The organism is Quadrisphaera sp. KR29 (assembly GCF_052644995.1).
Map to the genome: position 1 here is coordinate 90,925 of NZ_JBQXXG010000012.1, position 11,647 is coordinate 102,571.

Sequence of the window (11,647 nt, forward strand, 5' to 3'; positions counted from 1 at the left end):
GGCCTCCTGGACCTGACGCTGCGGGCGGGCCTGGTGCTGCGGTCAGGCGAGCGCAACCCCGCTGATGCGGTGCACCGACATCGTGCGCACCTGGCCCGACTCCGCGTCGAGCGCCGTCACCAGGCCGCCGTCCACCGCCACCGGGGAGAGCTGGCGCACCGTCAGCCGCCCCGCGGCGTCCGACATCCCCACCCACACCGCGCGACCGGCCGAGGCGGCGTCGCGCAGCGCCGCCAGGGCCGAGGCCGGGTCGGTGGCGGTCAGCGCCGGCGGCTCGCCCCGCTCGTCGGCCTCGGCGGCGCGGCGCACCGCCTCGGTGTCGCCCGTCCGCAGGCCCGCGACGACAGCGGCGACCTGCGCGGCGCTCGGCGCCGGCGGCTCTCCCGTCACGGGGCGCGGCACCTGGCGCTGGGGGGTGCGCCGGGCGGCCGGGGCGCGGACCACGACGTCGCCGTCGCCGCCCTCCACCGCGGGCGCCAGGCCCATCGCGCGCAGCACCTCCAGCACGGTGGCGGGGTCGGCCTGGGCCGCGGCCACCGTGGGCGCCAGCCGGCGCAGCCTCAGCGGCGCGGCGGCGCGGGCGGTGAGCACCTCGGCGAGGGCGGCCTCGTCGTCGCTGCGCAGGTAGGAGGACGCCACACCCACCCGCAGGCGGCCGTGGCGGCGCGCGACGTCGCGCACCAGCACCTCCAGCGCCTGCGGCACCGGCGTGGCCGACGCGTCCCGAAGGAAGGCGAGCACGTCCTCCGCGGAGCGGCCGACGTCCATCGCCCGGCGCACCGAGGCCGGCGTGAACCGGTAGACGGTGGCGCCGCCGCGGGAGTCGACGTCGGCCACCAGAGCCAGCTCCACGGCCACGGGTCTCACCAGGGGCCCCGGCGCCACCGCGGTCAGGTCGGCCTGCAGCAGCACCTGCTCCACCGGCGCGGGCAGCAGCCCGGCCAGCACTCCGGCCGGGTCGCCGGCGGCGGAGCCGGGGGTGTCGAGCAGCGCCCGGCCGTGCTCGGCCAGGGCACCCAGCCCGAGCACCCCCAGCCAGGCGCCCTCGCGCAGCGCCCAGCCGACCAGCCGGGGTGCCAGCGCGCCCGCCCGGCGGGGCGCCTGCCAGCGCACCCGCTCCAGCAGCGCCTCCTCCGCCGCGGCGGAGCCCGGCTCCAGGGTCGCCAGGGCCTCCAGCACCGCGCGGCGCACCGGCGCCGCCGAGGTCCGGTCCAGGTCGTCGGACAGGGCCGTCCGCGCGGCGCCGCGCGCGTCCTTCTCGCCCACCAGGCCGGGCACGCGCGAGGTGCGCAGCCACGCCCCCGCCAGCACGGCCCAGCGCGCCGGCACCGCCAGCTCCAGCCACTCGTCGGAGGCGGGGGTCGGCGCCCACGCGGCGTCGGCCTCCCCGTCGTCGCCGACCAGGCCGGCGGCGCGCGCCAGCTCGGCCCAGAACGCCGCCTGCTCCCCGTCGACCTCCAGGCGGTCGGCGAGGCGCTTGAGCTCGCGCACCCCCAGGCCGCCGGCGCGCAGCACCGGCGGCGGCGCCGCGCTCCAGGCGGTCAGCAGCGACTCCACCAGCCGCGCCGCCTCGGCCGCCTGGCCCGCCGCGGCGCCGTCGACCAGGGAGGGCCGGCGCGCCGCGGCAGCGGTCGGCGCCGGGGCGCCGGCCGCGGGCGCCAGCGGCGGCGGCTCGTCGTCCAGGCGCGCCAGGACCGCGCCGCCGCGCAGCGCCACGGCCACCTCCCGCGGCAGCACCACGTGCCCGGGGCCGGCAGCGGCGAGCATCCCCCGGGCCAGCAGCCACTCCAGCGGCGTGCCCGCCTCGGCGGTGCGCACGGCCCTGTCGGCGCCCGCGACGGCGCCGGTCGGCGGCCCCCAGGTGAGCCTGTCGAGCAGCTCGCGCGAGGCCGGCGGCGCGCCCTCGAGCAGCGCGCGCAGGCGGTCGGGGTCGGACAGGAGGGCCGCGACGGCGTCGAGGTCGGCCACCGGGTCACCGGCCGGCGCCACCCCGAGGTCCTCCGCGAGCTCGCGGACCCGCGCGGGCGAGCGGGTGCCCAGCGCCTCGCGCAGGGTGGCGCCCAGGCCCGCCGGGGTGGGCCCGAGCACGTCGGCGGCGGTGCGCACCGGCCGCAGCGCGCCGTCAGGCCCCCACACCAGCGCCAGCGCGACCAGGCGCCGCAGGTGCGGCAGCACCCTGGCCCGGGGCGCCGCGCAGGCGCGCACCAGGGCGGGCAGCGCCACCGGCTGCGCGCTCGGCCCGGCCAGCGCCACCAGCGCCTCCAGCACCTGCAGCTGGGGGGTGGTGAGCCTGTCGACGGCGCGCTGGGTGCTCACCCGCGTGCTGGCGCGGGCGGCCAGGGAGGCGGTGTCACCGGGGACCGGGGCGGCGAGGTCGGGGCGGCCCACCAGCAGGTCGGTGAGCGCCTCGTCGTCGCGGGAGCGCAGGTCGTCGGCCAGGGAGCGGGGGGCCGGCACCGGGACACCGTACGCGCCGGGAAGGCGCGCCCGCGGAACGGCGTTGACCGCCCCGGTAGGCTTGCTGACCGGGCCGCAGCGGCGCGGCGCGAGCACACCGCCGGCCGCTGGCCGGCTCCACCCACCGACACGAGAGTCCTGAGGTCCCACCGTGCCCACTGGCAAGGTCAAGTGGTTCGACGCCGAGCGCGGCTTCGGCTTCCTCGCCACCGACGACGGCGAGGAGGTGTTCCTGCACGCCTCCGCGCTGCCCGCGGGCACGCCCACCGTCAAGCAGGGCGCCCGCCTCGAGTTCGGCGTGGCCGACGGGCGGCGGGGCAAGCAGGCGCTGTCCGTGAAGGTGCTGGAGCCCACCCACTCCGTCGTCGCCGCGCACCGCAAGCCGGCCGAGGACATGGTCGGCATCGTCGAGGACCTCATCAAGGTGCTCGAGGGGCTCTCCGGCCAGCTGCGCCGCGGCCGCTACCCCGACAGGTCCAGCACCGGCAAGGTCGCCGCCGTCCTGCGCAAGGTCGCGGACGACCTCGACGCCTGACCACCCCCCGACCAGGTCCGGAGGACCCGTGCCCGCCACGCGCACCCGCCGTCCCGTGCTCGACGCCGTCGCGGCGGCCGCCGTCGACCTCGCCCGCGAGGCCGCCGAGGAGGTCTCCCGGGAGACCTCCGGCGGCTCCACCGTCGGGGAGCACCTCGGGGCCGCCGCCGAGGGCGACCGCGTGGTGGTGCACCGCTTCGCCAGCACCGACCCCGGCTACCGGGACTGGGCCTGGACCGTGGTGGTGGCGCGCGCGTCGCGGGCCAGGGCGGCCACGGTGAGCGAGGTCGCGCTGCTGCCCGAGGCCGGCGCGGTCCTGGCGCCCGCCTGGCTGCCCTGGGACGAGCGGCTGCGCCCCGGCGACCTCGGCCCGCACGACGTGCTGCCCCGGGTCGAGGACGACCCGCGCCTGGAGCCCGGGTACGCCGCGGTGCCGGGCACCCGGCCCGACGGCGAGGAGCAGGACGAGGCCGACCGGGTGGCGCTGTGGGAGCTCGGCCTGGGCCGCGCCCGCGTGCTGTCCGCCGAGGGCCGCGACGAGGCCGCGACCCGCTGGTACACCGGCTCGCACGGTCCCACCGCCGAGCAGGCCCGGGCGTCGGCCGCGCCGTGCTCCTCGTGCGGCTTCTACCTGCGCCTGGCCGGCCCGCTGAGCACGGTGTTCGGGGTGTGCGCCAACGAGTGGTCCCCCTCGGACGGCCAGGTGGTCTCGGTCGACCACGGCTGCGGCGCCCACAGCGAGACCGACCAGGTCCTCGAGCCGGAGCCGCGCGGCGCGCTGGTGCTCGACGAGCGCGGTGTCGACCCCGTCTGACCCCTTCGGCGCGGCGGCGCTGCGCCGGGCCGTCCTGGACGCCTGGACCGCGTCCCCGGACCGCTTCCGCGAGGACGCCAACGCCGAGGAGGACGTCGCCCTCGGCGCCTACCGCGACCGCGCGGTGGTCGAGCTGGCGCAGAACGCGGCCGACGCCGCCGCGCGCGCCGGCGTCCGCGGCCGCCTGGTCCTGCGCCTGGAGCAGGACGACGGCGGCGGCCCCGCGCGGCTGCTGGCGCTGAACACCGGCGCCCCCCTCGACGCGGCCGGGGTCCGGTCCCTGGCCGCGCTGCGCGCCTCCGCCAAGCGCCCCGGCGGCGCGGACGCGCCGCTGACCGGCCGCTTCGGGGTGGGCGCCGCCTCCCTGCTCGGCGTCAGCGAGGACGTCACGTGGGCCTCCCTCGCCGCCGGCGGGTCGCTGGCGGGCGTGCGCTTCGGCGCAGACCCGGCCCGCGCCGCCGTGGCCGGCCTGGCCGCACCGGCCCTCGACGCCGAGGTCGCCGCCCGCGGCGGCGCCGTCCCCGTGCTGCGGCTGCCCTTCCCCCTGCCCGGCGGCGGCCACCTGGCCGAGCTCCTGGCGCGGGAGGGCTGCGACACCGCCGTCGTCGCCGTCCTGCGCGACGACGACGCCGCGCGGGCTGTCGCGGCGGCGCTGGACGCCGTCGACGACCCGCTGCTGCTGGGCCTGCCCGCCCTCGGCGAGGTCGTGGTCGAGCAGCCCGGCTCGCGCCGGGTGCTGCGCGACGTCGACGGGCGCTGGCACCTGCTGGCGCGCCGCGGGGCGCACGAGGCCGCCGACCTGGCCGGGCTGGGCGCGGAGGAGCGTGAGCGCGCCGCGCGCGCCGGCTGGTCGCTGACGTGGGCGCTGCCGCGCGAGCCGCGTCCGCTGCCGGGGGTGCTCCTGGCGCCCACGCCCACCGACGAGCCCCTGGCGCTGCCGGCGGTGCTGGTCGCCGACCTGCCGCTGGACGCGGGCCGCCGCCGCGTGCCCGACGCGCCTGCGGTCCGCCGCGTGCTGCGCGAGGCGGGCGCGGCCTACGCGGCCCTGCTCGAGCAGCGGGCGCTCGCGGGCGAGGACGTGCTGGCCGCCGTCCCCGTCGGGCTCGCGGCCGGGTGGGTGGACGCGGCCGTGCGCGAGGCGGCCGTGGCCGCGCTGGCGGGCGCGCGCGTGCTGCTGCCGGTCGAGGGCGGTGGGCCGCTGCGGCCCGACCGCGCGCAGGCCCTGGACGACGGCCCGCTCGCCGACGACCCCCGGGCCCTGGGCGTGCTCGCCCCGCTGGTCGGCGGGCTGGTCGCCGCCCCGCGGCGGGCGGGTGCGGCCCTGGAGGTGCTCGGGGTGCGCCGGGTGGGCCTGCCCGAGGTGGCCGAGGCGCTGCCGCCGGAGCCCGCCGCCTGGTGCGCCGCGGCCGCGGCGCTGGCCCCCGCGGTCGTCGACCCGGCGGCCCGCGAGCAGCTGGCGGTGCTGCGGGTGCCGCTGGCCGGCGGGCGCACGGCCCCCTCCCCGCGCGGGCTGCTGCTGCCCGCGGCTGACCTGGACCCGGCCGCGCTGGCCGGGCTGGCCGCCGCCGGGCTGCGCCTGGTGCACCCGGTCGTGGCCGCCGACCCCGCCGCCGCGCGCCTGCTCACCGCGCTGGGCTCGGTGCCCGCGGCGGCGCGCGACCTGCTGGCCGCGCCGGAGGTGGCCGCGCTGGTGGGCGACCTCGAGGACGACGACGAGCGGGTGGAGCACCTGCTGGCCCTGGTCGCCGGCGCGGTGGCCCGCGGCGGCCTGGCCGACGGCGAGCTGCCCGCGCTGGCGGAGCTGCCGCTGCCCGCGGAGACGGGGGAGGTGCTGCCGGCCGCCGGGCTGGTGCTGCCGGGCTCGCCGGCGGCGGACCTGCTCGACCCCGAGGAGGTCGCGCCTGTCGGCCCCGGGCTCCTGGCGCGCTGGGGTGCGCCCGTGCTGGCGGCCGCCGGCGTGGCGGGGCAGCTGGTGGTGCTGGCCCTCGGCGACGTCGACCTGCTCGACCCGCCCGAGGAGCTGCTCGACCTCGCGGGGGGCCCGGAGTGGGTCCGGGACGCCCTGGAGCGCGGGGGTGCCGGTGCCACGGCCGGCTCGGTGGTGGCCGTGCGCGACCTCGACCTGGTGCGCCGGGGAGCGCGGGGACGGCTCCTGGAGCACCTGGCCTCCTCCCCCCGCCTGCGGGCCGCGGTGCTGGCCCCGGTGCGGGTGGTGCGCCCGGACGGCTCCTGGACCGAGGTCCCGCCGGTCAGCGGGGCCTGGCTGCGCGCCGAGCTCGGCCTGGCCGGCTGCGCCGCGCCGGGCTGCGAGCCCGCCCTGGCCGCGGTGCTGCCGCCGGCGCCGGCGTGGGCGCACGGCGCCGACCCCGTCCTCGGGCGCGCGCTGGGGCTGGTGGCCGGCCCGGCCGACCTCGACGGCCTGGACGCCGACGGCTGGCAGCGCGTGCTGGACGCCGCAGCCCCGGGCCGGGACCTGCCGCCGGGCCTGGCCGGCCCGCTGGGTGCGGCGGCGCTGCTGCCCCTGTGGCGCGCCCTGGCGCGCGCCGCCGCCGCCGACCCGGGGCTGGCCGCCTCGCTCGACCCGCCCTCGCACGTGCTCGCGCTGGACGCGGCCGGTGCCGTCGTCCGCGTGCCCGCCGAGGGCGCCGCCGTGGTGGACGACCCGTGCTGGGCGCAGCGCACCGACCTCGGCGCCCGGCTGGTGGCGGGCCCGGACCTGGCCGCCGCGCTGGCCGACGCCCTCGACACCTCCCTGTCCAGCGAGCGGGGAACGGGCACAGTGGTGCCCGTGGGCGCGACGAGGCTGGCGGAGGTGCCGCCGGAGGTGCTCGCCGCGCTGCCCGGCTGCCCGCGCCGGTGGACCGAGCACGAGGCCCTGGAGGTCGACGGCGTGGACGTGGCGTGGTGGGTGTCGGGGCGCGGGGCCGGGGCGGCGGTGCACGCCGCCACGCCGGCGGGCCTGGCGCGGGGGCTGGCGCTGGCGGCCGGCCGCTGGGAGGCGCGGGCGCTGGTGGTCGAGCTGCTCACCGGCCCCGCCCGCGCGGCGCTCGCCCTGCTCGAGGACGCCGCCGGGACCCCGGGGGAGCGCGCGTGAGGCGGCCCTGCGCCCTGGCCCTGGCCGCGGTGCTGCTGGCCGGCTCGGCGGCGTGCACGTCGACGGCGGCCGGACCCGCGCCGACGGCGACCACGACCGGCGCGCCGGCCGCCACCTCGAGCGCCGGTGCCAGCGCGGACGGGGTGGCCCACACGCCGGGCACCGCGGTGCTCGCCTTCGCCGGTGACGTGCACTTCGAGGGCGCCTCGTCCTCCACCACCGACCTCGGCAGCGCCTTCGACGTGCTCGCCCAGGCCGACCTGGCGGTGGTCAACCTCGAGACCGCGGTGACCACGGGCGGCACGAGGGTGGACAAGCAGTTCGCCTTCCGGGCGCCGCCGCAGGCGGTGGCGGCCCTGCGCGACGCCGGGGTGGACGCGGTCAGCCTGGCCAACAACCACGGCATGGACTACGGCGCCTCCGGCCTGCGCGACACCCTCGAGGCCGGCCGCGAGGCGGGGCTGCCGGTGCTGGGCGCCGGGCAGGACGTCGACGACGCCTTCCGGCCCCTGCGCCTGGAGCCCCAGGGCGTGCCGGTCTCGGTGATCGCCGCCACCGACGTCCTCGACTCCTCGGTGCAGACAGCCTGGACGGCCACGGCCACCAAGCCCGGCCTGGCCTCCGCCAAGGACTCCGAGCGGCTGCTGGAGGACGTGCGGGGCGAGGCCCAGGCGGGCCGCGTGGTGGTCGTCGTCCTGCACTGGGGGACCGAGCGCGTGCAGTGCCCCACCGCGCGGCAGCGGGCGCTGGCCGCCGACCTGGCCGAGGCCGGCGCCGCGGTGGTCGTGGGCAGCCACGCCCACGTGCTGCAGCCGACGGGCCGGGTGGGCTCGGCGCTGGTCGCCTACGGGCTGGGCAACTTCCACTTCTACGCGAAGGCGGGCAACACCCTGGGCACGCAGACGGGCGTGCTCACCGTCGAGGTGGGCCACGACGGCGTGCGGGGCAGCCAGTGGCACCCCGCGGTGATCAGGTCGGGCACGCCCGAGCTGCTCACCGGGCCCAGCGCCGCCGACGGCGGCCGGAGCCCGCAGGAGCTGGACGACCTGGCCGCCGCGTGCGCCGCGGGTGCCGCCCCCGCGACCGCCCGGACCGCTGCCGACGGGGACGACGGCGGCGACGGCGGCGGGGGTGGCGGCGGCGCGGGCGCCCCGGCGTCCAGCACGCCGACCAGCCCGGCCGCGCCCGCCGAGGTGCCGCGGACGGCGCAGCCGGAGCCGCCGGCGGCCTCCCCGTCCGAGCCGGCGGCCACGGCGACGGCGACCGGCTGACCCCGGAGGCCCGTCAGCGGCGCCGGCGGCGGTTCTCCCGGGCGAGGGCCACGAAGCCGAGCGCGGCGCCGGCGAGCGCCGTCCAGAGCCACCAGCCGCGGTCCGTGGCGCTCAGCCACCCGTGCCCCAGCAGCGCGGCCACGAGCAGCACGAGCCAGGCGGTGGTGATGACGCCGAGGGGGCGGCGGTCGTCCGCCGGCGGCGGTGGCGGCGCCGGGCTGCGCTCCTCGCGCCGCAGGTAGAACCGCACCGGTCCACCCTAGGGCGCAGCGCCGGGCGCCGGGGCGGGAACACGGTGGCCCTCGGCTACCGTTAGCAGGAGTAATGACCTACGCTCACCAGGTGACGCCGGCCCCCGCCCCCGCGCCCCGGACGGCGCCCGCCCGGTGCCGCCCGGCGCCGCTGGCCGCCGAGCTGCGCGTCGGCGCCATGCGCCTGGCCCGCCGGCTGCGCCGCGAGCGCAGCAGCGACGGCATCACCGACGCCCAGTACTCCGTGCTGGCCTGCTTGGACCGGCGCGGCCCGCAGACCCTGCGGGCGCTGGCCGACCACGAGAACGTGCAGCCGCCGTCCATGACGCGCACGGTCACCGCCCTGGAGGAGGCGGGCCTGGCCCGCCGCACCCCCCACCCCGACGACGGGCGCCAGCTGCTCGTCGTCCTCACCGAGGCGGGCGCCCGCCACGTCCACGAGACGCGCCGCAAGCGCGACGCGTGGCTCGCCGAGCAGCTCGCCGCCCTCGGCCCCGAGGACCGCGAGGTCCTGGCCCGCGCCGCCGCCCTGCTGCAGGAGATCGCCACCCGATGACAGCCCTCACCGCCGCGCACCGCGCGCTCGCCCCCACGTTCCGCTCGCTGGCCGTGCGCAACTACCGGATCTGGGCCGGCGGCGCGATCGTCTCCAACGTCGGCACGTGGATGCAGCGCGTCGCGCAGGACTGGCTGGTGCTGACGCAGCTGACGAACAACAGCGCCGTCGCCGTCGGCGTCACCACCGCGCTGCAGTTCGGCCCGCAGCTGCTGCTCGGCCCGCTGACCGGTGCGGTGGCCGACAGGTTCCCCCAGCGCGCCGTGCTCGCGGTGACGCAGGCGCTCATGGGCGCCTGGGCGCTGCTGCTGGGCCTGCTCGTGGTGCTGGGAGACCCGCAGCTGTGGCAGGTCTACGCGCTCGCCGGTCTGCTCGGGGTGACGAGCGCCTTCGACGCGCCGGTGCGGCAGACCTTCGTGACCTCCCTCGTGCCGCAGGCGATGCTGCCCAACGCCGTCGGCCTCAACAGCGCCTCCTTCCACGGCGCCCGGCTCGTCGGCCCCGCCGTGGCCGGCCTGCTCATCGCCGCCGTGGGCACCGGCTGGGTGTTCCTCATCAACGCGGCGACCTTCGCGGCCACCTTCGCCTCGCTCTTCCTCATGCGGCGCAGCGAGCTGGTGGCCGCGCCGCGGCGCAAGCGGGGCCGGGGCGCCACCCGCGAGGGGCTGGCCTACGTGCGCAGCAGGCCCGACGTCGTGCTGATCCTGCTGGTCGTCGGCGTGGTGGGGGCCTTCGGCCTCAACTTCCAGATGACCACGGCGCTCATGGCGCGCGTCGAGTTCGGCCTCGGCGCCGACAGCTACGGCCTGCTCGGCTCCATCATGGCCATCGGCTCGCTGACCGGGGCGCTCCTGGCGGCCCGCCGCGAGCACCCCCGCCTGCGGCTGGTGGTCGGTGCGGCCACGGCGTTCGGGGTCTTCTCGATCGTCTCCTCCCTCATGCCCGGGTACTGGACCTTCGCGGCCTCGCTCATCCCGGTGGGCCTGGCCTCCCTGACGCTCATGACCGCCGCGAACGCCACCGTGCAGATGACCACCGCGCCGGAGCTGCGCGGCAGGGTCATGGCGCTGTACATGGCCGTCTTCGCAGGCACGACGCCGATCGGCGCGCCGGTGGTCGGCTGGGTAGGGGAGACGTGGGGGCCGCGGTGGTCGATCGCCGTCGGCGGCATCGCCGCCCTCCTCGTCGTCGCCGTCGTCGTCGCGGTGGTGGCCCGCCGCCAGGAGGTGCACGTCCACTACCGCCTGCACGAGCGGCCCCACCTCCTCGTCGAGGTGGACGCCCTGGCCCCGGCGGGCGACGTCGAGGCGCCCGTCCGCCGCGAGCCGGTGGCCTCCGGTGCGGGGCGGGAGGTGGCCTGATGGCGCTGGTCGAGCTCACCGCGGCGCTGGCGGCGCTGCGCGCGGCGCTGCTGGACGGCACCTTCGTCCGCGCCACCGCCAGCGGGCGTCGCCGCGGCGCGAGCGCGCCACCGGACGCGCCGGAGCGCCTGGAGGTGCGCCCGGTGCTCCTGCGCGGCGTGCGCCACGCGCAGGTGACCGAGCGCACCGGGCCGGTGGTCCGCACCCGCAACCTGCGGGTGGAGGACCCCGCCGACGTCGCCGGCCTGGACGCGCTGCTGGCGCTGCCCTTCACCTCCTGGCACGCCGAGACCGCCGCGGGCGCGCTGCAGGTGCAGGTGACCAAGAAGGGCCTGGCGACCCTCGGGCGCGCCGCCGCCACCGGGCCGGCGCCCGCGGAGCAGCTGGCCAACGACCGGCGCAAGCAGCACCTGCTCGACCCCGACGACCCGCTGTTCGCGGTGCTCGGCGCCGGCGGCGACAAGCGGCGCCAGGTCGACGCCTTCCTGCGCCAGCTGTCCGCGGCGCTGCCGGCCGACCTGGCGGCCGACCGGCCGCTGCGGGTGGTCGACCTCGGCTGCGGCAACGCCTACCTCACGCTGGCCGCGCAGCGCTGGCTCGCCGGGCGCCCCGCGGGCGCGCGCACGGTCGGGGTCGAGCTGCGCGCGGACCTCGTGCGGCGCTCCACCGAGCGCGCCGCCGCCGCCGGCGTGGACGGGCTGGTCTTCACCGCGGGGACCATCGCCGACGCCGACCCCCCGCACCTGCTGGGCGGCCCGCCCGACGTGGTCCTGGCCCTGCACGCCTGCGACACCGCCACCGACGACGCGCTCGCCCGCGCCGTGGCCTGGGGCGCCCCCGTGGTGCTCGCCGCGCCCTGCTGCCACCGGGACGTGCAGCGCCAGCTGGTGGCGGCCGGTGCCGGCACGCCGTCGTCCTCGCTGGCCCCCGCGCAGGACGCCCTCGTCGCCTCCCCGATCCTGCGCGAGCGCTTCGCCGACGTGCTGACCGACTCCCTGCGCGCCGCCGCGCTGCGCGCGCGCGGCTACCGGGTGGACGTCGTGGAGTTCGTCGACAGCAGGCACACCCCGCGCAACGCCCTGCTGCGCGCCGTGCGCCCGGACCGGCCCGAGCGGGCGGCGGCGCGCGAGGCCGCCCAGCGGGAGCTGGAGGAGCTGGCGGCGTCCTGGTCGGTGCGCCCGGCGATCGCCGACCGCCTCGCCCCCTGACCGCCTCGCCCCCTGACCGCCTCGCCCCCTGACCGCGGGGAAAACGGGAGGCGGGCCGTCGGACGGCGGTTGTAGCGTCACAACGGCCCCTCCTGGGGAC

At 80.0% G+C, this 11,647-nt stretch carries 9 protein-coding genes; 7 read left to right on the forward strand and 2 right to left on the reverse strand.

Features of this window, described 5'->3' with window-relative positions; genetic code table 11:
* Nucleotides 1-42: 42 nt before the first annotated feature.
* Nucleotides 43-2,457 (reverse strand): helicase-associated domain-containing protein, encoded by a 2,415-nt coding sequence (locus ACUN9U_RS12345; protein ID WP_445485288.1) that lies wholly within the window; start codon nt 2,455-2,457, stop codon nt 43-45.
* 151 nt (nt 2,458-2,608) lie between these two features.
* Between ACUN9U_RS12345 and ACUN9U_RS12350 the strand changes: the two genes are divergently transcribed.
* Genes ACUN9U_RS12350 through ACUN9U_RS12365 form a run of 4 tightly spaced genes read left to right on the forward strand, consistent with a single transcriptional unit; the run spans nt 2,609 to nt 8,171 of the window.
* The gene (locus tag ACUN9U_RS12350) at nt 2,609-2,992 is read left to right on the forward strand and encodes a cold-shock protein (RefSeq protein WP_445485289.1); all 384 of its coding nucleotides are present in this window, start codon (nt 2,609-2,611) and stop codon (nt 2,990-2,992) included.
* A 28-nt stretch (nt 2,993-3,020) separates the two neighbouring features.
* On the forward strand, nt 3,021-3,806 hold the full coding sequence (locus ACUN9U_RS12355; RefSeq protein WP_445485290.1) for a DUF3027 domain-containing protein: 786 nt from the start codon (nt 3,021-3,023) through the stop codon (nt 3,804-3,806).
* Complete coding sequence (locus tag ACUN9U_RS12360; RefSeq protein WP_445485291.1) at nt 3,790-6,900, forward strand: sacsin N-terminal ATP-binding-like domain-containing protein; 3,111 nt, start codon at nt 3,790-3,792, stop codon at nt 6,898-6,900. Before ACUN9U_RS12355 ends, ACUN9U_RS12360 begins: the two co-directional genes overlap by 17 nt.
* Nucleotides 6,897-8,171, forward strand: coding sequence for a CapA family protein (locus ACUN9U_RS12365; protein WP_445485292.1), 1,275 nt, complete (start codon nt 6,897-6,899; stop codon nt 8,169-8,171). Before ACUN9U_RS12360 ends, ACUN9U_RS12365 begins: the two co-directional genes overlap by 4 nt.
* Nucleotides 8,172-8,184: 13 nt before the next feature.
* On the opposite strand, the gene ACUN9U_RS12370 is transcribed toward ACUN9U_RS12365, so the two are convergent.
* Nucleotides 8,185-8,421 carry a DUF2530 domain-containing protein gene (locus tag ACUN9U_RS12370; protein WP_445485293.1) on the reverse strand — a complete coding sequence of 79 codons (237 nt, stop codon included), beginning with the start codon at nt 8,419-8,421 and terminating at the stop codon, nt 8,185-8,187.
* 92 nt (nt 8,422-8,513) lie between these two features.
* On the opposite strand from ACUN9U_RS12370, the gene ACUN9U_RS12375 reads away from it, so the two are divergent.
* The 3 genes from ACUN9U_RS12375 to ACUN9U_RS12385 are packed head-to-tail and all read left to right on the forward strand — an operon-like array spanning nt 8,514 to nt 11,547.
* Nucleotides 8,514-8,978, forward strand: a complete 465-nt coding sequence (locus tag ACUN9U_RS12375) for a MarR family winged helix-turn-helix transcriptional regulator (protein WP_445485294.1) — start codon at nt 8,514-8,516, stop codon at nt 8,976-8,978.
* On the forward strand, nt 8,975-10,339 hold the full coding sequence (locus ACUN9U_RS12380; RefSeq protein WP_445485295.1) for an MFS transporter: 1,365 nt from the start codon (nt 8,975-8,977) through the stop codon (nt 10,337-10,339). Before ACUN9U_RS12375 ends, ACUN9U_RS12380 begins: the two co-directional genes overlap by 4 nt.
* A complete protein-coding gene (locus tag ACUN9U_RS12385; RefSeq protein ID WP_445485296.1) occupies nt 10,339-11,547 on the forward strand; it encodes a class I SAM-dependent methyltransferase in 1,209 nt (402 codons plus the stop codon). The genes ACUN9U_RS12380 and ACUN9U_RS12385 overlap by 1 nt, the downstream gene beginning before the upstream one ends.
* The last annotated feature ends 100 nt before the right edge of the window (nt 11,548-11,647 follow it).